Source organism: Rhizobium sp. CECT 9324 (assembly GCF_918741265.1).
In the GTDB taxonomy this organism is placed as follows: Bacteria; Pseudomonadota; Alphaproteobacteria; order Rhizobiales; family Rhizobiaceae; genus Allorhizobium.
Genome location: NZ_CAKKMZ010000001.1, coordinates 1,155,843 through 1,175,315, shown reverse-complemented (window position 1 = coordinate 1,175,315; position 19,473 = coordinate 1,155,843). Strand labels below are relative to the sequence as shown.

Annotated in this window: 23 protein-coding genes; 6 read left to right on the top strand and 17 right to left on the bottom strand. The window is 59.7% G+C overall.

Features of this window, described 5'->3' with window-relative positions:
• Positions 1-215 precede the first annotated feature (215 nt).
• The 14 genes from LQ231_RS05640 to flgF form a co-directional block, all read right to left on the bottom strand.
• Entirely contained in the window at positions 216-1,121 is a 906-nt protein-coding gene (locus LQ231_RS05640; RefSeq protein WP_007597115.1) for a flagellin, read from the bottom strand.
• Between the two features lie 237 nt (positions 1,122-1,358).
• A complete protein-coding gene (fliP, locus tag LQ231_RS05635; protein WP_113140311.1) occupies positions 1,359-2,096 on the bottom strand; it encodes a flagellar type III secretion system pore protein FliP in 738 nt (245 codons plus the stop codon).
• A complete protein-coding gene (locus tag LQ231_RS05630; RefSeq protein ID WP_113140310.1) occupies positions 2,093-2,605 on the bottom strand; it encodes a flagellar basal body-associated FliL family protein in 513 nt (170 codons plus the stop codon). Before LQ231_RS05630 ends, fliP begins: the two co-directional genes overlap by 4 nt.
• Before the next feature lie 38 nt (positions 2,606-2,643).
• Entirely contained in the window at positions 2,644-3,357 is a 714-nt protein-coding gene (gene flgH / locus LQ231_RS05625) for a flagellar basal body L-ring protein FlgH (RefSeq protein WP_113140309.1), read from the bottom strand.
• A complete protein-coding gene (locus LQ231_RS05620; protein WP_230170595.1) occupies positions 3,354-3,887 on the bottom strand; it encodes a MotE family protein in 534 nt (177 codons plus the stop codon). The genes flgH and LQ231_RS05620 overlap by 4 nt, the downstream gene beginning before the upstream one ends.
• On the bottom strand, positions 3,884-5,005 hold the full coding sequence (locus tag LQ231_RS05615) for a flagellar basal body P-ring protein FlgI (protein WP_230170594.1): 1,122 nt from the start codon (positions 5,003-5,005) through the stop codon (positions 3,884-3,886). Before LQ231_RS05615 ends, LQ231_RS05620 begins: the two co-directional genes overlap by 4 nt.
• Entirely contained in the window at positions 5,002-5,481 is a 480-nt protein-coding gene (gene flgA / locus LQ231_RS05610; RefSeq protein ID WP_113140306.1) for a flagellar basal body P-ring formation chaperone FlgA, read from the bottom strand. The genes LQ231_RS05615 and flgA overlap by 4 nt, the downstream gene beginning before the upstream one ends.
• A gap of 17 nt (positions 5,482-5,498) precedes the next feature.
• Entirely contained in the window at positions 5,499-6,287 is a 789-nt protein-coding gene (gene flgG / locus LQ231_RS05605) for a flagellar basal-body rod protein FlgG (protein ID WP_113140305.1), read from the bottom strand.
• Positions 6,288-6,305: 18 nt separating this feature from the next.
• Positions 6,306-6,659: a flagellar hook-basal body complex protein FliE gene (locus LQ231_RS05600; protein ID WP_113140304.1), complete on the bottom strand. Its 354-nt coding sequence runs from the start codon at positions 6,657-6,659 to the stop codon at positions 6,306-6,308.
• The gene (gene flgC, locus LQ231_RS05595) at positions 6,656-7,075 is read right to left on the bottom strand and encodes a flagellar basal body rod protein FlgC (RefSeq protein ID WP_113140701.1); all 420 of its coding nucleotides are present in this window, start codon (positions 7,073-7,075) and stop codon (positions 6,656-6,658) included. The genes LQ231_RS05600 and flgC overlap by 4 nt, the downstream gene beginning before the upstream one ends.
• Before the next feature lie 2 nt (positions 7,076-7,077).
• On the bottom strand, positions 7,078-7,473 hold the full coding sequence (gene flgB, locus LQ231_RS05590) for a flagellar basal body rod protein FlgB (RefSeq protein ID WP_113140303.1): 396 nt from the start codon (positions 7,471-7,473) through the stop codon (positions 7,078-7,080).
• A 75-nt stretch (positions 7,474-7,548) separates the two neighbouring features.
• Positions 7,549-8,118, bottom strand: coding sequence for a flagellar protein (locus LQ231_RS05585; protein WP_113140700.1), 570 nt, complete (start codon positions 8,116-8,118; stop codon positions 7,549-7,551).
• 2 nt (positions 8,119-8,120) lie between these two features.
• A complete protein-coding gene (fliI, locus tag LQ231_RS05580; RefSeq protein ID WP_113140302.1) occupies positions 8,121-9,515 on the bottom strand; it encodes a flagellar protein export ATPase FliI in 1,395 nt (464 codons plus the stop codon).
• An 18-nt stretch (positions 9,516-9,533) separates the two neighbouring features.
• The gene (gene flgF / locus LQ231_RS05575) at positions 9,534-10,268 is read right to left on the bottom strand and encodes a flagellar basal-body rod protein FlgF (RefSeq protein WP_113140301.1); all 735 of its coding nucleotides are present in this window, start codon (positions 10,266-10,268) and stop codon (positions 9,534-9,536) included.
• 404 nt (positions 10,269-10,672) lie between these two features.
• Between flgF and motA the strand changes: the two genes are divergently transcribed.
• The 6 genes from motA (at position 10,673) to LQ231_RS05545 (ending at position 15,941) form a co-directional block, all read left to right on the top strand.
• Positions 10,673-11,551, top strand: a complete 879-nt coding sequence (gene motA / locus LQ231_RS05570) for a flagellar motor stator protein MotA (protein WP_113140300.1) — start codon at positions 10,673-10,675, stop codon at positions 11,549-11,551.
• Between the two features lie 2 nt (positions 11,552-11,553).
• The gene (locus tag LQ231_RS05565; RefSeq protein ID WP_113140299.1) at positions 11,554-12,507 is read left to right on the top strand and encodes a FliM/FliN family flagellar motor switch protein; all 954 of its coding nucleotides are present in this window, start codon (positions 11,554-11,556) and stop codon (positions 12,505-12,507) included.
• A gap of 63 nt (positions 12,508-12,570) precedes the next feature.
• The gene (gene fliN / locus LQ231_RS05560) at positions 12,571-13,173 is read left to right on the top strand and encodes a flagellar motor switch protein FliN (protein ID WP_230170593.1); all 603 of its coding nucleotides are present in this window, start codon (positions 12,571-12,573) and stop codon (positions 13,171-13,173) included.
• 29 nt (positions 13,174-13,202) lie between these two features.
• Positions 13,203-14,240 (top strand): flagellar motor switch protein FliG, encoded by a 1,038-nt coding sequence (gene fliG, locus LQ231_RS05555; RefSeq protein ID WP_113140297.1) that lies wholly within the window; start codon positions 13,203-13,205, stop codon positions 14,238-14,240.
• Positions 14,241-14,412: 172 nt separating this feature from the next.
• Positions 14,413-15,495 (top strand): flagellar biosynthesis protein FlhB, encoded by a 1,083-nt coding sequence (flhB, locus tag LQ231_RS05550; RefSeq protein WP_113140296.1) that lies wholly within the window; start codon positions 14,413-14,415, stop codon positions 15,493-15,495.
• A 5-nt stretch (positions 15,496-15,500) separates the two neighbouring features.
• Positions 15,501-15,941 (top strand): hypothetical protein, encoded by a 441-nt coding sequence (locus LQ231_RS05545; RefSeq protein WP_113140295.1) that lies wholly within the window; start codon positions 15,501-15,503, stop codon positions 15,939-15,941.
• Positions 15,942-15,965: 24 nt separating this feature from the next.
• On the opposite strand, the gene LQ231_RS05540 is transcribed toward LQ231_RS05545, so the two are convergent.
• The 3 genes from LQ231_RS05540 to fliF form a co-directional block, all read right to left on the bottom strand.
• Complete coding sequence (locus LQ231_RS05540; protein WP_230170592.1) at positions 15,966-16,715, bottom strand: helix-turn-helix transcriptional regulator; 750 nt, start codon at positions 16,713-16,715, stop codon at positions 15,966-15,968.
• Positions 16,716-16,724: 9 nt separating this feature from the next.
• Positions 16,725-17,432 (bottom strand): helix-turn-helix transcriptional regulator, encoded by a 708-nt coding sequence (locus tag LQ231_RS05535; protein ID WP_230170591.1) that lies wholly within the window; start codon positions 17,430-17,432, stop codon positions 16,725-16,727.
• Between the two features lie 318 nt (positions 17,433-17,750).
• Positions 17,751-19,442 carry a flagellar basal-body MS-ring/collar protein FliF gene (gene fliF / locus LQ231_RS05530; protein ID WP_162742563.1) on the bottom strand — a complete coding sequence of 564 codons (1,692 nt, stop codon included), beginning with the start codon at positions 19,440-19,442 and terminating at the stop codon, positions 17,751-17,753.
• Between the last annotated feature and the right edge of the window lie 31 nt (positions 19,443-19,473).

Here is a 19,473-nt window from a genome sequence, read left to right as displayed (position 1 = left end):
AAAAAATGCAATCTTCGCGTGCACGCGCGCGTAACAAAAAATGCTTAATAAAACGAAAAGGCCGCGTCTGTTTCCAGACGCGACCTTCGCAGCCACTTACCCGGTTCAGCCTCCGGATGTTGAAGCTTTCCCTTCGCGCGCCTCTGGTCAGCCACCAAGGCATATCGGCGTCGGGATAGTCTAGCCGGCCCTTACGGGCCAGCTCGTTCTTGCGATTAACGGAAGAGCGACAGGATGTTCTGCGAGTCGCTGTTGGCGATCGACAGAGCCTGGATCGCCAGCTGCTGCTGGGTCTGCAGGGCCTTGAGGCGGGTCGATTCTTCGTTCATGTCGGCGTCGACGAGACGGCCGATGCCGGTTTCGATTGCGTCGGACAGCTTGTCAGCAAATTCAGACTGCAGATCGATGCGGCTGGACAGCGAGCCGAGCGTTGCGCCGGCGCTGACCATGCTTGTCAGAGCGGTTTCAACGTCGGTGAGCAGGTTGTCGAGCGTTGCAGAGTCGGTGTCGTTGTCGATTTCGAAGCCGACAATGCTCGACGACGAGGCAGTGCCGTTGGCACCCAGGATGCCGGTTGCTTCGTCGATAACGCCGGCGGCGTCAGCGCTGAACAGCATGTTGGTGTCGTCCAGCGTGATCGTGCTCGACTTGACCGTGACCGTGTTGTCGGCAGCGCGGACAAAGCCGGTGATGACAGTCACGTCGCCACCTTCATTCGCCAGCCAATTCTGGCCGTTGAACGAAGCGGATTCAGCGATCGAGGTCAGCTGATCCTGGAGCTGCGAGATTTCTTCCTGGATCTTTTCCTTGTCGACACCCTGTTCCTTGGCGGCGACGAGCTTTGCCTTGATTTCCGTCACGACGTCGATGGCGGCGTCCATACCGGCATAGGCAGTATCAACCTTGGCGGCACCGAGGCCGAGCGCGTCAGAGACGGCGCCGAGAGCCATGTTGTCGGACTTCATCGTCGTGGAGATCGACCAGTACGCAGCGTTGTCCGAAGCAGATGCAACGCTCTTGCCTGTGGAGATCGCGTTCTGGGTGGATTCCATGTTGGCGGAGATCGAACGCAGCGTCGAAAGTGCAGACATAGCGTTGGTGTTGGTCAGAATGCTGGCCATGTTATTTGTCCCTTAAAACAAGATACTAATGGGGACATACCGGACTGGAAATTACCGGCTACGACAGTTCGGCATCATGCCATTCGGTAGCGAATTTTTCGTCTACCAGACCCTTCGTGTGAGGACCAAACTGACCGTCAAATATTGCCAACAGCTTAACATATTAGGGACTGCTAAGCCCGGTTAAATCTATGGTAAACAGGGGAGTAAGCGAATTGGTAAAGATTTTATCGCGCGTCAGGCAAACGAGCGTACCAGGCTGCCAACCAGCAGGTTCCAACCATCGATCAAGACAAAAAACAGGATCTTGAACGGCAGCGAAATCGAGGTGGGCGGCAGCATCATCATGCCCATGGCCATGGTGATCGTGGCGACCACCATATCGATGACGAGGAAAGGCAGAACGATCAGAAACCCGATTTCGAAACCGCGGCGGATCTCCGACAGCATGAAGGCCGGAACGAGCACGCGGTAGTCGACCTTCTCGTCGGTCACCGTGCTCTGGCCGCGCTCGTTGGCGATGTCGACAAACAGCCGCAGATCCTTGTCGCGGGTATTGGCAGTCATGAATGTGCGGAAGGGTTCGGCGATCAAGGCCACGGCCTCGGCTTCGTTGATCTGGTTTGCCAGCAGCGGCTGGACGCCGGTGCGCCATGACTGATCCATGGTCGGCGCCATGACATAGAAGGTCATGAACAGAGCCATGCTGGTCAAGATCATGTTGGAGGGGGTTGTCGCAAGCCCCATGCCCGAGCGCAGGATCGAGAAGGCGATCAGGAAGCGCGGGAAGCTGGTGACCATGATCAGGATGCCAGGGGCAACCGACAGGACGGTCAGAAGGCCAAAAGTGCGGATAATCCATGCCGCCACCGATCCATCGATCGGCGTGTTGAAGATCTCCGTCGGAAACTGCTGCGCGTGAGCAAGTTCCGGCGCCATCATCATGACAGCGGCAATAAGCAAGAATCGAATCATTCGATGACAAACGTCCTGAACATCACCTTCGATACGCGCCCTTCGGAGCGAAGGTCAACACGCTCCTGGATGTCATCCTTGAGATATTGAAAGCCGCGCGGCCCTTCGACCTGCTGCAGCGAGACCGTTCTCAGATAGGCCATGATATCCTGATGCACATCCTCGGCAATCTTCACGTCGGGCGCACCGTTGAAAAGCAAGGCCAATTCCACCCGGATCCAGTTTTCGGACGGATAGGCCAGGTTGGTGGTGATTGCTTCCAGTTGAACGATGCCATTGGCTTCGGTGGCGATCTTGGGAAGCCCTTCTTCCTTCTTGGCCTCGCCATGGGCTGCCGGGGCAGCCTCAGCCGCCTTGGCCGCCTCCTCGGACAGCTTGACCTGCGGCGCCAGCATATTGCCGATGACCCAGCCACCGCCGCCGCCGACGGCGGTGAGCACGACCAGCGGCACCACCAGCATCATGAGGCCGGACTTCTTCTTGCCTGTCGGCTCTTCGCTTTGTTCCATCGGATCTGCCGTTCCTGCTCTGCCTTGCGTTCGCGCCGTCAGAACGGCGAGAACAGATCGACCACCTGCTGCCCGACGGGCGGCTGCTGCACTTCGGTCAGGCGGCCGCGGCCACCGTAGGAGATGCGAGCCTCGGCGATGCGCTCGTAGGAAATCGTGTTGTCGGCATCGACATCCTGCGGCCGCACGATACCCGCGACGTTGAGAATGCGAATCTCGTGGTTGACGCGCACTTCCTGCGAGCCGCTGATCAGGAGATTGCCGTTTTCGAGGATGCCGGTGACGACGGCTGCAACCAGCAGGGTCAACTTCTCCGAGCGTTCGGTCGAGCCCTTGCCCTGGGTGCTGGTATCAGAGCCTGAGCTCAGGTCTCCGGTGGTTGCCGGGATCTCGTTGCCGAACAGATCGACCGCCGTCGACCACGAGAGGCCGCTTGAATTGGTGCGGCTTCGATCGGTTTCGTTCTCGAACGATGCCTTGTCGTTGATCTGGATATTGACCGTCAGGATGTCGCCGACATTCAATGCGCGGGCATCCTTGAAAAGGGCAGACTGGCTGTCGCTCCACAGCGAATAACCGCTGGCGGTCGCCTGCGGCTGCTTGGGATACAGCGCCATCTGCGGCGTCTGGCTGAAGCGCAGGCCGGATCCGATCGGACTCATCGCCGGTGCGTTACCGATTTCCTTGACGGTCTGGCTCTGGCAGCCGGCAAGAAACAGAACAGCCAGCAATGCCGGTGAACGCTTGATCATGATGGATCCTTCGATGTAGTGGAATCACCGGCACTCGACATGATCGCGGCGACCTTGGCTGCCTTGTCCGGCTGCATTTCCGTCAGAATGAGGCTCGACTGGCGTGGCGGCAGCTTCATGATGATCGCGGCAGCGAGAATGACATCCGTTTCCTCAAGCTGCGGTGCCGCCGCATCCGGCGCCATTTTCTTGTAGATCTCGATCAACTGCCCTTCGGCCTGCTTCATGAACGCATTGCGGCGCCCCAACCAGTCCTCGTATTCGGCCCTCCGGGTCTCGAGCACGGCGATCCGGCTGTCGACATCGGCCTGAAGCTTTTCGAGTTCCTGCTTCTGCAGCAGGTAGCGCTGGTCACGAGCTGCATCGGCAATTCCGGTGCAGAACTGCTGGATCTCGGCGTCGCTCGGGTTGACGGCCTGTTGCTGGCCAACCGCATTGTCGGCAAAGGCCGGCAGACAGGCGATGGCACCAATGATCAAGCCATTGCGCAGGATCGGCGGCAGCGAGGGAAAATGCCTGGACTGTGTCATTGCAGGACAAGCTCCGCTTGCAGGGCGCCGGCGGACTTGATGCCCTGGAGTATGGCGATAATACCGTCAGGCTTGACGCCGATGCTGTTGAGGCCGCTGACAAGCGTCCTGAGATCGGGACCATCAACGATCACGACCTTGTCGCCGGTCTTCTGGGTTATGATATCGGTCTGTTCCTGAACTGCCGTTTCGCCGCGGGAAAACGGCTCGGGCTGGATGACCTGCGGCGTCTCGGTGACCTGAACCGTCAGGGTGCCGTAGCTCACCGCGACGCGCGAGACACGAACCTCGGCGCCGATGACGATCGTGCCCGTGCGCTCGTTGATCACGACCTTGGCCGGCGAGTCTGTCGCGACCACCAGATTTTCGACATCCGCCATCAGACGGGCGAGATCGGCCGTGCGTGGCTTCTGGACCACCACCTCCTGGCTGTCGCGCGCCTCGGCGATCGGAGCACCGTAATTGGCGGCGGCATAGGCGTTGATGGTATCGGCGATGCGCAGCGACGTGGTGAAGTCGGGATTGCGCAGCTGCAGCACCAGGTTGACCGAATCCTTGAACTTGGACGGCAATTCGCGCTCGATGATGGCGCCGCCCGGCACACGGCCTGAGGTGGTGATGCCTTCCTGTACCGACGCCGCGTCGCCTTGCGCGTTGAAGCCGGACACGATGACGGAGCCCTGGGCAACGGCATAGATCTGGCCGTCGGCGCCGGTGAGCGATGTCATGATCAGCGTACCGCCGCGCAGCGAAGTTGAATCGCCGAGTGAGCTGACATTGGCATCGATCCGACTGCCGGGGCTGGAAAACGGCGGCAGGTTGGCCGTGACCATGACGGCAGCAACGTTCTTGGCATTGGACTGGCCGCCCTGGGTGGAAATGCCCAAATTCTGCAACATGGCGCGCATCGACTGATCCGTGAACGGTGACGAACGCAGGCTGTCGCCGGTGCCCTGCAGGCCGACGATCAGACCATAGCCGATCAGCTGGTTGTCACGCCCGGACTGCAGCGATGCGATATCCTTGATGCGCGAATTCGCGGCCTGGAGCGGCTGAAGCGGCGCCAGAACCAGGGCCAACGCGCAAAGCGCAATCCGCGATGATGCAAACAGTTTCATTTCGCCATCACCTGTACTGTCCCATCGGCCATGACCGTGCCGGTGACGATCGCGCCGGAATCGATGTTGCGGACCTTGATCACCTCGCCGACCGTGGCATCGACCATGGGGGTGCCAGCGGCGCTGATCACCATGTTGCCAATGGCAAAGGTCAGCCGAATGCTGGCGCCGCGCTTGATGGCGAAGGCCTCCCGCAGGCCGCTGGTCGGAATGGTGCGGCCGGGCAGAAGCGTGCGCTTCGATACCATGCCGACGACTTCCGCCTTGGTGCGGGCATAGCCGCCGCTCAGGTTGGGATTGGTCACCTCGACTTCATTGACCTGCGCGGACGAGATGGTCTCGCCGGGATAAATAATCTGGGTGGGAACGACGGCGGTTCCCTGCGCGAGCGCTGCACAGGCGCCGAAGCCAATGACGGACGCTGCGGCGAGTGCCGCAGCCCGAATTGCATTCCCGATTTTCCGGCGAAACCTCATGTTTGCCTCCAGTTGCCTTACTTCAGGTTCTTGCTGACGATCTGAGCCATCTCGTCGGCGGTCTGAATGACCTTGGAATTCATCTCATAGGCACGCTGTGCCGAGATCATGTCTGTGATTTCCTTGACGGAATCGACGTTGGACGATTCCAGGTAACCCTGCTTGATATAGCCGAAGCCCGGATCTTCCGGGACGCCGACGATGGCTTCGCCCGAGGCTGCCGTCTCGGCCACAAGGTTGTCTCCGAGCGGCTTCAGGCCAGCTTCGTTGACAAAGTTTGCGATGGTCAGCTGGCCGAGGTCGGTATAGTCGGCATCGTTGCCGATACGCGCCTGGACCTGGCCTGTGCGGCTGATGACGACTTCGCTGGCATCCTGCGGAATGGTGATCTGCGGGGTAACGAGATAACCGTCGATGGTGACCAGCTGACCTTCGGCATTCATGTTGAACGCGCCAGAGCGGCTGTAGAGGGTCGTGCCATCGGGCGATTCGACCTGGAACCAGCCGCGGCCGACGAGCGACATATCGAGTTCGTTGCCGGTCTGGGTCAGTTCGCCCTGGGTATGAATGTTGCGGACTGCGGCCGTCTGCACGCCGAGACCGATATTGGCGCCTTCCGGCACGATCGCCTGGTTCGCACGGTTCGGCACGCCCTGGGCGCGCTCGGTCTGGTAGAGAAGATCGGTGAATTCAGCACGTGCCCGCTTGAAGCCGGTGGTGTTGATATTGGCGATGTTGTTGGCGATGACTTCCAGATTCGTCTGCTGGGCGTCCATACCTGTTGCTGCAATCGCAAGAGCTCTCATGTGTCCGTTCCCTGCTTACTAAATCTGCATCTTCGTGATTTCGAGATAGGCGCTGACAATCTTGTCGCGGAACGCGATCGCCGTCTGGAGCGACTGCTCGGCCGACATCACGGCATCCACCACTTCGCGGGTATTTGCCTTGCCGGTCAGGCCGTCGAAGGAGGCCTGTTCGGCTTTCTGCAGATTGCCGACCGCGTCGGTCGCCATGCTGTTGAGGGTCGAGAGAAACGTCTCGCCGGTCGACATGCCCGGCGTCAGGCCAGCCGTTGCGACCCCTTTGGTCGACAGGTCGAAGGTGGACAGTTCGGTGGTCAGGGAATCCAGACCCATCGACTTGGAAAATGCGCTTACGCCGGAAATGGAATCGATCATTGCGAAGCCTTCAGAAGTGAAATGGTCTGGCCAATCATGTCGCGCGTCTGCTTGATGGTCTGCAGATTGGCTTCATAGGTTCGGTTGGTTTCGCGCATGTCGCCCATTTCGATCAGGACATTGACATTGGGCATCTTGACGATGCCGCGCTCATCGGCGGCAGGATTACCCGGATCGTATTCCTCGATGAAATCGGACTTGTCGAAACCGAGCTTTTCAACTTCGATCAACTGAGCCCCGGACACCTTGTCGAGTTCGCTGCCGAAGGTAATGGTCTTGCGTCGGTAGGGATCGGCGCCGGGCGTATCGCCGGTCGAGCGCGCGTTGGCGATGTTTTCCGAGACGATGCGCATGCGGGTGGACTGGGCTTCCAGGCCGCTGCCCGCGATCTTCATCGCTGCCTTCAAGGGATCAATCATTAGCGTTTCACCGTCATCAACATCATGCGATGGAAGGAGCTCATCAGCGAGGTGTTCAGCTCATGCTGCCCCCTGATTTCGCCGGTTTTGGTCAATTCCTCAGAAATAGAAACGGAGTTGCCCGATTCCTGGATGCCGATCTCGTCGTTGAGCTCCGACTCCTCGATATCGATATTGTCGTCGCTGATATCATTCGACGCCATGTGACCGGGCTGGGTCACGGCCATGTGCTGAACCATCGCCGTGTTGTCCAGCACGGAGCTGAACGGGGTGATGTCCTTAGCCAGGTATTTGGGTGTGCTGGCATTGGCGATATTGCCTGCCACCACCTGCTGGCGCACCGAAAGCCATTCGGCCTGTCGGGAAGCCAGCTCGAACAACTGGATTGGGTTCATGGGCGTTACTCCGTCTTTTACCCCTCGGAGCCTAGGCCAGTAATCTTGCGTGGGACTTGCCCCGCCCAGATAAGTTTAGTTGTTCTGATATATATCGCCCTTGGAGGTCACGATGACCCATTTTCCGTCCCGCTGTTCGAGGGTGGCCACTCGGCTGTTGTCGGGCAGGATCGAGCCGACGCGGACCATGAACATGGTGCCGCCATCCTCGATCAGCGCACGCCCATTGGCGACATGCAGCAAACGGAAACCGCTCTGGCCGGGAAACGGCTGGGCCGCGGGCAGATCCATGCCCTGCGGACGCTCCTTGCCGAGCGTCGGTACCGTCGCGGTGACGATCTGATCGACAGCCGGGAGATTGTTGCCGTCTCCGCTGTTTTCATCATCGTTGTCGACCAGTGCCAGCGGCGACACGCTGAACACATTGCGGCCTGGTCCCTCGGGCAGATCACGAGTGCTCTGCCAGTCTGCGACGCGCACGCCGAATTTTTCCTCGTTGAAGAAGACATACCAGGGAAAGAAGGCGGCAGCGCAGGCCAGAGCCACGCCGGTGGCCGCAAGCATGCGGTCAACGGTCAAGACGCGCTTGCGGAGCACAGCAGGCCTGACGGGTGCTACGGGTTCATCGGCATCAAGGTCAGTCATCGTCATCCCCTCTGTCTCGCTCCGCCCTGCGCGCCGCTGGCCGCTGCTTTCAATGCACCTGCAAGATCCGCATAGGCATCGTTGGAGGCCTTGTCGCCGGGCGACTGTTTCAAAATTTCATAGATGACCGGCACCTGCTTGATCGCCATGTCGAGATCGGGATCACTGCCGTTGCGGTAGCCACCGATCAGGCGCAGGTCACGTGTTTCTTCGAAGCGGTGGATCAGCGCCTTCAGGCGCGATACCAGCTTTTCCTGTTCGCCCGTCCAGGCCTTGCGTGCCAATCGGGAAATCGAGGTCAGCGGATTGATCGGCGGATAGCGGCCTTCGTCGGCAAGACTGCGGTCGAGCACGATATGGCCGTCGAGAATACCGCGAACCGAGTCGGCGATTGGGTCATTGTGGTTGTCGCCGTCGACCAGAATCGAGATGATCGCGGTAATCGTGCCGGCACCTTCGGCGCCCGGCCCTGCGCGTTCCAGAAGACGCGGCAGTTCGGTGAAGACGGAGGCCGGGTAACCGCGGGCGATCGGCGGCTCGCCGGCCGCGGTCGCGACTTCGCGGATCGCGTGGGCAAAACGAGTGATGCTGTCGGCGATGAACAGGACATTCTCGCCCTTGTCGCGGAAATGTTCGGCAATGGTCATGGCGGTCAGCGGCGCCATCTTGCGCAACATCGGGCTTTCATCGCTGGTTGCGACCACAGCGATCGACTTCGCCATGTTGTCGCCGAGCGTATCCTCGATGAATTCGCGCACTTCACGGCCACGTTCACCGACCAGAGCAATGACAACCTTGTCGAAGGCATCGGCCCTGGCGAGCATCGACAACAGCGTGGATTTGCCGACACCGGAGCCGGCAAAGATGCCGAGACGCTGGCCGAGGCAGAGCGGCGAAAAGATGTCGACCGCCCGGACGCCGGTGCGAAACCCCTGGTCGACGCGCCTGCGGGTCATGGACGGCGGCGCCGTGGTGGAAATCGGCCGGCGCTCATGGCCGGGCGTCATGCCGGGTCCATTGTCGATCGGATCACCCAAGGCATTGATGGTGCGGCCGCACCAGCTGTCATCCGGCGCAATCCGGAAAGCACCCTTGCGGATCACCACGTCATGAATGCCGATCGGTTCACCCGGCTCGATCGGGCAGATATAGGCGATATCCGGCTCGACGCGAACGACTTCGCCAAGGTGCACGCCGGTGGCCGACCTGTGGGCGACAAATTCACCCAGCCGAACATGGCGCGACAAACCCGTCACCGTATAATGGCCAGCCGCAATCGTCCGGACATGGCCGCCATGCGTCACCGAATGCTCGGGCTTGGCATAGCGTGTTGCCAGTGCGGACAGCTGGCTGAGCTTGGGTGAAAAGACGAAGGCTTCATTCTCAGGCTGGGCCATAATATTCCAATCTCAGGATCAGGCGCCGCCGCCGAGAATCTTGATCGCTTCACTCATCGAGCTCTCGCTGCCGCTGATCAGCGCGCTGACGCTCTCGAAGGCGCGGTTGACCTGGATAAGCTGGGTCATTTCACCGATACCATTGACGTTCGAATTTTCGACATAACCCTGCATGATCGAGACTTCCGGATTGTCGACGACCGCCTGCGGCGCGTCCACGGTGGTCACGCCGCTGTTTTCATAACGCAGGAAGCCATTGCGCACGTCAGCGGTAAACACGCCGAGCTTCGCCACCTGGCGTCCGTCCTGCATGATGGCGCCATCGGCACCGACTTCCGGCGGTCCGCCGGCACGGTTGAGCTGGATCGGCGCGCCGCCAGCGTCGAGGACCGAGAACCCCTTGGTCGAGACCAGCTCGCCCGTGTCTTTCATGGTGAACCGACCGTCACGCGTCAAAACCTGGCCAATCGGCGTATCGATGGCAAACCAGGCATCGCCCTTGATGGCGAAGTCGAGAACATTGCCGGTCTGCGCCAACTCGCCGGTCTTGGTCGACAGATAGTCGTTGCCCTGCGACACGAAAGCGATCTTCGCATTCAAATCGTTGCCGGTCTTGCTCAACACCTCGTCGAACTTCACCTCGGTCGAGCGAAAGCCGACCGTGTTCACGTTGGCCATGTTGTCGGCGATGGTGGTCAGACGACGCTCAAGCGCGATCTGCGAGGATAGCGAGACGTAGATTCCGGATTGCATGTCATTTGCCTCCGAGCATCAGAGAAAAAAAGAACGCCATGGGCTCAACCTGACATGGGCCGAACCGGACACGAAAAGGGGCAGGCAATCTCCGGGCGCCGCCAAAATTCTCGTCCAGCGCCAGAGACTTGTCCGGCAGATGAGGCGCAATGCGCTCAGGTCGACCGGGAGGCTGGCTGGTCATATGAAAACGACAATCTCGACTGCGCGGACCACGGGATGCTTGCGTCCGTCAGCGCTCTTCTTGCGGCAAATGGCTTGTGCGAAGCTGTCTGGCTATCGGCCGCTGCAAAAATGGTCGCACACGGCGTGCCCTGCCCGTTTTGATTCAGCCTCACGCAAGGCACGGGCCGTATCGCTGAACCTGATAAATAACGTTCAGGTGCGGGCAAGGTACGGGCAAAATGAATATCATTATCGGATTTGTAATTACGATTGGCTGCGTGCTCGGCGGATTCATGGCCATGGGCGGCCACCTGGACGTTCTGGTGCAGCCGTTCGAGCTGGTGATCATCGGCGGCGCCGGCGTCGGCGGCTTCATTATGGCTAACCCGATGAAAGTGGTGAAGGATTCCGGCAAGGCGATCGGCGAGGCCTTCAAGCACGCCGTGCCGAAGGAACGCGCCTATCTCGACGTTCTGGGCGTTCTGTACTCGCTGATGCGCGACCTGCGCACCAAGTCGCGCAACGAGATCGAAGCCCATATCGACAATCCGGAAGAATCCAGCATCTTCACCGCAGCGCCCAACCTGCTGAAGAACAAGGAACTGACCTCCTTCATCTGCGACTATGTCCGCCTGATCATCATCGGCAACGCCCGTAGCCATGAAATCGAGGCGCTGATGGACGAAGAGATCAACACCATTCTCTATGACAAGATGAAGCCGTATCACGCCATCACCGCGATGGGCGACAGCTTCCCGGCCATCGGTATCGTTGCCGCGGTTCTCGGGGTTATCAAGGCGATGAGCAAGATCAACGAGTCGCCGGAAGTTCTCGGCGGCCTGATCGGCGCCGCACTGGTCGGCACCATGCTCGGCATCTTCCTGTCCTACTGCCTGTGCAACCCGATCATTTCGCAGATCAAGATGGTCCGCACCAAGCAGCACCGCCTGTACATCATCGTCAAGCAGACCCTGCTTGCCTACATGAACGGCTCGGTTCCGCAGGTGGCACTCGAATACGGCCGAAAGACAATCTCCTCCTATGAGCGCCCATCGATCGACGCTGTGGAGCAGGAAATGATGAACCCCGGCGGCGGCGGTGAAAGCAAGGCGGCGTGATCATGAGCGAACCAGACAGACAGAGCACATCCTTACCAGCCATGGACCGGGCGCTGCTTGCGCGTCTCACCGGCGGCCTGGGCGACACGAAATCGCTGCAGCGTCTCTGTGCCGACTTCGGCCATCTGTATATCGAGTTCCTGCCTGATGTGTTCCACAGCGAAACCGGGCTGAACATCGAGGTTCACTATAACGGCCTCGAAAGCGGGCTGATGAACGATCTTGTCGCCGATCTTGGCGACAATGTTGCACTGGTCGATACGCAGTTGCGCAACTGGTCGCCGAATTTCGTCATGGCCTGCGGCAACAGCTTCATCATCACGCTGATGGAGAACCTGCTGGGTGCTATTCCCGAGACGATACAGGAGCCGATTCAGAGGCCGCTGTCACAGATCGAGCTCGATCTGTCGACCATGGTGTTCGACAAGATCGGCAATGTGCTGCGCTCGGGCGTCAATGCCCAGGGCGGCTTCGAACCGTTGATCGAAAAAGCCCACAATGCCGAAGACCGGCCCAAGCCGGAAGACGACCACATCGACGAATATGCGGTCACGATCAAGATGGGCGTCACGCTTGGCACCGTCACGTCGGAGTTCTACCTGGTCGTCCCACAGAAGGCCCTTCTCAAAACGGTCGTCACCGTGCCGAAATCGATGAACCAGTCTTCACGCACGCGCAAGGAATGGCAGGAGCAGATTGGCGAGCAGGTTCGCCGCTCGCAGGTGACGCTGGAGGCCAGGATCCGCCTGGAAACACTGACACTCAACACCATTGCGCGGCTTGTTGCCGGCGATGTCATTCCCTTCCAGGACAAGGGCGATGTCATGGTCGATGTCAGCGCCAATGGCAAAGAGATGTATCGATGCGAATTCGGTCGTGCCGGCGACCGCTATACTGTGCGCGTCAAAGACAATGTGAGCAGCGAAGATGAAATTCTAAGACATTTGATGAGCTAGGCATTTTTGACCGGGGGCGACCCACGGCAGCTTGAGGCAAGTTTCAACAGGAATAATGAATCCATGGCTACGAAAAAGACCCCCAAGACGGAAGCAGACGCTCTGGCAATGCCGGGTTCCGATGCGGATTTCGACATGGCAGTCGATGACCTGCGCGGCGTCCTGAAAGCAGATGCCGAAGGCACGCTCCCCGACATCGGCTCCGATTTTGGCGTGGACCTCAACGATTTCGGCGGCTCCAGCGATCCGTTGGCCGCTTTCGAATCCGATTTCGGCGGATCGGCCGCGACCAGCGATCTGGGAACCGGAGATGCTTTCGGTACCGATGACGCCTTCGGCGACGACAGCTTCGGCGGTGATTCGTCTTTCGACAGCGCCCCTAGCAGCAGCCAGGCACCTGGCAGCGGCCTGAGCGCCAATATCGACCTGATCATGGACATCCCGATCGAAGTCCAGATCGTGCTCGGCTCCAGCCGCATGCAGGTTTCAGGGCTTATGAATCTCGAGGAAGGCGCCATTATCGCGCTCGACAAGAAGATCGGCGAGCCCGTCGAGATCATGGTGAACGGTCGGCGCATTGCGCGCGGCGAGATCACCGTGCTGGAAAATGACGACACCCGCTTCGGTGTAAAGCTGATCGAAGTGATGGCGACCAAGACATCCTGACCCCATGACCGGGCCAGAGAGGAAAGACCATGATGGACTTTGACGATTTTGGCGGCCCCTTAACCGGTAAACCGCTTTCCCAGGCCGACAAGGCAGCCGCCGTGCTGCTGGCCATGGGAAAGGGCGTGGCCGGCAAGCTGCTCAAATACTTCACCCAGGCGGAACTGCAGACGATCATCGCGTCGGCCCAGACGCTGCGCACCATTCCGCCGGATGAACTGACGGATCTGGTCAACGAATTCGAGGACCTGTTCACCGAAGGTGCAGGCCTCATGGACAATGCCAAGGCGATCGAGAGCATTCTCGAGGAAGGCCTGACGCCGGAAGAGGTCGATGGCCTTCTCGGCCGTCGCACGGCCTTCCAGGCCTATGAGGCATCGATCTGGGACCGCCTGCAGGATGCGGAGCCGGACTTCATCGCCAAGTTCCTCATGCGCGAACACCCGCAGACGGTTGCCTATATCCTGTCGATGTTGCCGTCATCCTTCGGTGCAAAGGTGCTGCTGAAACTGCCGGACAGCCGTCGCGCCGACATCATGAACCGTACCGTCAACCTGAAGAATGTCAGCCCGAAGGCGGCACAGATCATCGAAAACCGGGTCCATGACCTGATTGCCGAGATCGATGCAGACCGCAATTCGACAGGTTCGGCAAAGGTTGCCGAACTGATGAACGAGCTGGAAAAGACCGAAGTCGATACCTTGCTCACCTCGCTGGAATCGATCAGCAAGGAATCGGTCAACAAGGTTCGCCCGAAGATCTTCCTGTTCGAGGATCTGCTCGCCATGCCGCAGCGCAGCCGCGTCCTGCTGCTCAACGACATTTCCGCCGATATCCTCACGATGGCGCTTCGCGGCGCCAGCACCGAGATCAAGGAATGTGTGCTCGCATCGATCAGCCCGCGTTCACGCCGCATGATCGAATCGGACCTGCAATCCGGCACCACGGGGGTCAATCCCCGCGAGATCGCCATCGCCCGTCGCGCCGTCGCGCAGGAAGCGATTCGCCTCGCCAATGCCGGCCAGATCCAGCTCAAGGAGACGGAAGGCGAGAATCAGGCCGCCTGAGCCTGCGCCTCTGTTGAAAACCCGACTAATTGCCGCCCGCCGATTGAACCGCAATCGGCGGGCGGTTACGTTTTATCCGGGCGCGAGGAACGTAGCCTGCCGGCGGGCCTGAACGGCGCCGACTTCATCCAGCGAGCCCATGCGGCCCGCACCAGCCTGAAGGGCAACGGTCATGGCTGACGATGAAGACAAAGACAGCAAAACAGAAGACCCTACCGAGAAAAAGGTGCGCGACGCGCATGAGAAGGGCAACGTCCCGATATCACGCGAACTCGCGCTGTTTACCTCCACTCTGGGATTCTATTTCTACCTCGTCTTCTTCCTGCCTGGCGGAATTGGACGGCTTGGCGAAACGCTGAAAGATCTTTTCGATCGGCCTGACCAGTGGCGACTCGGCACGGCGACGGATGTGGTGTCGCTGTTTACCCATCTCGGCTGGGAAATCGGCGCGCTGCTTGCTCCGGCCTTCATCCTGTTCATGGTGCTCGGTGCCGGATCCAGCATTGTCCAGCATCTTCCCACATTCGTACTCGACCGAATCACGCCCCAGGCGAGCCGCATCTCGCTCGCAAAAGGCTGGACACGCATCTTCAGCGGTCCGGGCATGGTCGAATTCGGCAAGTCGCTGTTCAAGATCGTCATCGTCTCGGTGATCATGGTCTTTGCGCTGCGCAACGACTACTACGCGATGATCGATTCGATGTTCTCCGATCCTCAGACCATCTTCGTCAAATTCGCCGTCATCGTGAAAAAGATGCTGATCATCATCCTGCTCGCCACGGCATTGCTGGCGGCGGTCGACGTGTTCTGGACGCGGTACCACTGGTACGAGCAGCTGCGCATGAGCAAGCAGGAAATCAAGGACGAACACAAGCAATCCCAAGGTGACCCGGTGGTCAAGGCGCGCCAGCGCTCGATCGCCAGGGACCGCGCCCGCCGGCGCATGATTGCCAATGTGCCGCGCGCCACGCTGGTGATCACCAATCCGACGCATTTTGCCGTGGCGCTACGCTATGTGCGCGAGGAAAACGAAGCTCCGATCGTCGTCGCCAAGGGTCAGGATCTCGTTGCGCTGAAGATCCGAGAAATCGCCGGTGAGCACAATATCCCCATATTTGAAGATCCGCCCCTCGCCCGCTCCATGTTTGCGCAAGTCTCAGTGGATAGCGTGATCCCGTCGTTATTTTATAAGGCCGTCGCCGAACTCGTTCACCGAGTCTACGCGTCGAAGGCCCCCAAGAGACGGATCCGCTAGCCACTATGAAAAAGTGCTCTTACACCACCCAGCGTGAACGTATTGTGGCAGAAGCCATCAGCCCCGTCGCAAGTGAGATGCGCCTGCTCGACGCAGCCGATCTCATTTCGCTTTTACGCTTCGAACTTTACGGGAATATTGCAGATCTCGTTTCTTCGGCCGCGGAACTCTATTTTCATCCGGGCACCGTCAATTTCGGCTCTGGCGGCGAGTATCGGCTCGAATGGGGTGGTCCGCCGGAGATCGTCCTCGATCTCGAGATCAAGCCGCGCGATATTACGATCTATGCGCAGTTGACCCTGACCAACGAGACCGCAGGGCTCGAGATCAATCACATCGCGTTCCATGAAACGGCCGGCGACCCGGATGCGAACACACGCATGCTCGAGCAACGGCTGCGCGAAGCCCGCTTCGTCAAGGCACAGGCGACGCCGCTCTACGGCTGAAAGCTGCGGAAAAAATCAACGGCTCTAAGTGATATAGCCAAGGCGGATCGCCTTGGCGATTGCCTGTATGCGGTTGACCGAATCCAGCTTGATCGTCGCGGAGCCGAGATAGGCGTTGACGGTGTGGACAGACAGGCCCAGCCGTTCGGCAATCTCTTCACTGATACGTCCGTCGCCGGCGAGCTGCAGGCAGGCGATCTCGCGCTCGCTCAAAGTCTCCGATGTCATCGACTTGCGCTCATCGAGCGACAGGATATCGGTCATCACCTGATAGCATCGGCTGTGCACGGAAAGCACCAGCTCTCCCGGCAGATCGGCACCACCGGCTGTCGGAAACACGATGTAGCCGTTGCCCACGGCGCCCAGGCGCACCGGAAAGGCGATGCCGGAATATGGCAGGAGACGGGCATTCACCTGGGTGGTGAAGGGGGTAAAATCGGACGCTTCGATGAAGCTCGATTCGTCGTCCGCGCACCACATGAGCGGCAGGGTCGACGCCTCGATATGTCCGAGCAGAGTATCGCCATAGGCCGCCACGAAAGCCTCACGCCCGCTGCTCAGTCCTGAACTCCAGTTCTCGTATTCCGCATCGAGGCGACGCTTGTGCGGCAGGCTGGCGCCGGCGACACGGAAGGCGGCAAAGCCGCGGGCATTCAGCGAGCGCTGCAGCGCGACCAGCTTGGGAAAGATATCGGTGCGGGACGTAACAGGGCGCTGGCTAGACCAGGTCGCATCATCAAGAGTGGCACCGCCGGGTCTGTTTTGATGGCCCATTCCGCCCCCTTAGACGAGATTGTTTCTGACCGCATAGGCGATCGCTTCAGAACGTGTCTTGGTTGCCGTCTTGCGCATCACGCTGGTGATGTAGTTGTTGATCGTGTTGCGCGAGATGCCCAGGATCGTGGCTATCTCATCGCTGGTCTTGCCCTCGGCAATCCAGAAAAGGCATTCTAGCTCGCGCTCGGTCAGTTCGAAATCACGGTCGCTTTTCTGTCCCTTGCTGACCGACAGGCCGACAACATAGCCGATCAGCAGGCCCACTTCGCGCAATCGATCGGCCGAGAGAATGTAGTCCTGCGGAAAGAGCAGCATCAAGGCAAGGCGCGTGCGGCCGACATTCAGGGTGACCGAGCAATACTGGCGGCTGATGCCGTCCGGCACATGCGCGTCATCCGGCAGAAGATTGTATTTCGGCTGCAGAACCGACATGCATTTCTCAAGTTCGGTCGACTGCGAATATGTCGTGGCCAATTCGCTGTCCAGACGGCGGACCAGATCGAACGGCCAATCGGAGGCCACGACAAAATCGAGGCCGTCCTCCTGAACAAGGTCATAGCGGGCCAGGAGATAGTGCGAGACACCCAGATATTCGGTCAGCATGCGCAAGCAGTGGGCAAGATCACCAGCCTGCCCGGGCGCTGCGAGTCTGTGGATCAGGATTTCCCTCGAAGACGAGCCCTGCGGAGGCTCGGCATGTGCGGACGAGCGCACTCTGCTTCCTGATCCCTCCGTTGTCAGCTCGGCATCCATACAGTGTTGCCCCCTTCGAGGACGTGACATCCCAGCGAGAAGATACACAGGCGGTCATCACCGGCCGAAACCGACTCAACGCTTGCCTTCAACTCACGGACCTAACGAATCATGTTCATTTTAAAATATAAATAGTCAAAGATCACAACCAGTCGCGGTACATCCCCAATTAAAGAGAGGATCCCATTGCGGGCGCCGCGCTGTAATACTGCGACGCCGGGACCATAACGCAAAAAACCGCGCCTGTGGGCGCGGTTTGCGTTTGTGAGCCATTTTTCCTCAAGCTGCGTTGTCCACAGCCCATTTGCGGAGGATCTTGGCAGCGCGCTCCTCGGAGAGCTCCACCATGCGGGAGAGACGCCGCTCGGGGCCTTCCTTGACCCGACGGTTGAAGCCGCCATTCGGGTCGTCGTCGAGCGTGAGCAGGTCGTCGGTGCTGTCGAAGCCGAAGTCGGAACCGAAGCCGTCCATGAGCGAGCTGCCGGCACCCCCGCCGAGGGCGGGCGAGAAATCGGGCAGCTCGAGACCTGCCGCCTGCTCGCCGAGATCGCCGGTCAGGGCCGCCGCACCGCCACCACCGGCGCTGCGCACCATCGGACGGATGCCCATCCAGACGATCAGGAAGGCGACGGCGACGAACGCGAGCGAATTGATGATCCCGCCGACGTTGCGGCTGAGGATTTCCATGATGCCCGGTCCGCTGGCCGATTCCTCGAGCAGCTGGTTTTCGAGGAAGTCCATGGCGGTCAGCGTGACGACGTCGCCGCGGGCAGCATCAAGGCCGGAGGCCGAAGACACGATCTTCTGCATCTCGGCGAGATAGGCATCGATCTTCGCCTGGTCGACCGGTTCGCCGACCATCTTGGCAATGCGACCCTTGTTGACCACGACAGCCACCGAGATCTTCTCGAGCGTGTAGCTGTTGCGGACGGTGGCAACGGTCTTGCTGTTGATTTCGTAATTGGTCTGCTCTTCCTTCTTGTCCTGCTCGTCAGAGGATTCAGGACCGGCGCCGCCGCTTTCGGGGGCTGCCTGGGGAATGTTCTGCTCGACGGTCGCGGCCGTATCCGACTGGCGCTGCAGGGATTTCTGCGCTTCCTTGGTGACGCGCACCGAACGTTCGACGCGCGATTCCGGATCGTAGATCGTTTCCTGGATCTGCTGGCTGTCGGTGTTCAGCTGGGCCGTGACGCTGGAACGGAAATTGTCCATGCCGAGGAACGGCGCGAGCGCCTTGTCAATGTTCGATTCAATTTCCTGCTGAACCGACTGCACGACGCCGAGCGAGCGCGTTGCGGCGCCGCCTGTTTCGTCGCCGGATGCCAGAAGCTGGCCGGTCGAATCCAGAATCGTGACATCCTCGACGTCCAGACCCGGAACCGAGGATGCAACAAGATGGCGGATGGAGGCGGCGGATTTGCGGCCCGCATCGGAGGCCGCTCGAATCATGACGGATGCTGTCGGCTTCTGCTCGCCACGACGGAAATTGCCGACATCCGGCATGACGATATGCACGCGGGCAGCCGCGATGCCGCTGATCTGCTGGATGGTGCGTGCGACTTCACCCTCCAGAGCGCGGACACGCGTCACTTCCTGCATGAAGGAGGTGAGGCCCAGCGAGCCGACATTGTCGAAAAGCTCATAACCGGCATTGGCGCTGTTGGGCAGGCCGCGCTCGGCGAGCAGGAGACGGGCCTTGCTGGTCATGCCGACGGGAACACGAATGCTCGCGCCGTCGGTCCCGACTTCAAAGTTCAGCCCTGATTCGGCGAGCGCAATGCTGACCTGGTTCAGATCGACCGGTTCCAGGCCCACATAAAGCGTCTCGAAGGCCGGTTTGTTAACGTAAAGAGCACCAGCAATGATGATTGCGAATGAAACAAGGGCTACACCGCCCATGGCCAAAAGCTTCGTCTGGCCTAACGACCCGAAGTTTTTCAGCACCTGAAGTAATTGATTTAACAGATTCATTCTGTCTCGCACCATCATAAAGAAAGGTTTG

Bases quoted from the DNA above. Each gene is read 5' to 3' on its own strand.
- LQ231_RS05640 (WP_007597115.1), bottom strand. From the start codon at position 1,121: ATGGCCAGCATTCTGACCAACACCAACGCTATGTCTGCACTTTCGACG.
- flhB (WP_113140296.1), top strand. From the start codon at position 14,413: ATGGCTGACGATGAAGACAAAGACAGCAAAACAGAAGACCCTACCGAG.
- flgH (WP_113140309.1), bottom strand. From the start codon at position 3,357: ATGATCAAGCGTTCACCGGCATTGCTGGCTGTTCTGTTTCTTGCCGGC.
- fliF (WP_162742563.1), bottom strand. From the start codon at position 19,442: ATGAATCTGTTAAATCAATTACTTCAGGTGCTGAAAAACTTCGGGTCG.
- LQ231_RS05585 (WP_113140700.1), bottom strand. From the start codon at position 8,118: ATGACTGACCTTGATGCCGATGAACCCGTAGCACCCGTCAGGCCTGCT.
- fliN (WP_230170593.1), top strand. From the start codon at position 12,571: ATGGCTACGAAAAAGACCCCCAAGACGGAAGCAGACGCTCTGGCAATG.
- flgB (WP_113140303.1), bottom strand. From the start codon at position 7,473: ATGAACCCAATCCAGTTGTTCGAGCTGGCTTCCCGACAGGCCGAATGG.
- LQ231_RS05620 (WP_230170595.1), bottom strand. From the start codon at position 3,887: ATGACACAGTCCAGGCATTTTCCCTCGCTGCCGCCGATCCTGCGCAAT.
- fliI (WP_113140302.1), bottom strand. From the start codon at position 9,515: ATGGCCCAGCCTGAGAATGAAGCCTTCGTCTTTTCACCCAAGCTCAGC.
- fliP (WP_113140311.1), bottom strand. From the start codon at position 2,096: ATGATTCGATTCTTGCTTATTGCCGCTGTCATGATGATGGCGCCGGAA.
- flgF (WP_113140301.1), bottom strand. From the start codon at position 10,268: ATGCAATCCGGAATCTACGTCTCGCTATCCTCGCAGATCGCGCTTGAG.
- flgA (WP_113140306.1), bottom strand. From the start codon at position 5,481: ATGAGGTTTCGCCGGAAAATCGGGAATGCAATTCGGGCTGCGGCACTC.
- LQ231_RS05630 (WP_113140310.1), bottom strand. From the start codon at position 2,605: ATGGAACAAAGCGAAGAGCCGACAGGCAAGAAGAAGTCCGGCCTCATG.
- fliG (WP_113140297.1), top strand. From the start codon at position 13,203: ATGATGGACTTTGACGATTTTGGCGGCCCCTTAACCGGTAAACCGCTT.
- LQ231_RS05540 (WP_230170592.1), bottom strand. From the start codon at position 16,715: ATGGGCCATCAAAACAGACCCGGCGGTGCCACTCTTGATGATGCGACC.
- LQ231_RS05565 (WP_113140299.1), top strand. From the start codon at position 11,554: ATGAGCGAACCAGACAGACAGAGCACATCCTTACCAGCCATGGACCGG.
- LQ231_RS05545 (WP_113140295.1), top strand. From the start codon at position 15,501: ATGAAAAAGTGCTCTTACACCACCCAGCGTGAACGTATTGTGGCAGAA.
- LQ231_RS05600 (WP_113140304.1), bottom strand. From the start codon at position 6,659: ATGATCGATTCCATTTCCGGCGTAAGCGCATTTTCCAAGTCGATGGGT.
- motA (WP_113140300.1), top strand. From the start codon at position 10,673: ATGAATATCATTATCGGATTTGTAATTACGATTGGCTGCGTGCTCGGC.
- flgG (WP_113140305.1), bottom strand. From the start codon at position 6,287: ATGAGAGCTCTTGCGATTGCAGCAACAGGTATGGACGCCCAGCAGACG.
- LQ231_RS05615 (WP_230170594.1), bottom strand. From the start codon at position 5,005: ATGAAACTGTTTGCATCATCGCGGATTGCGCTTTGCGCGTTGGCCCTG.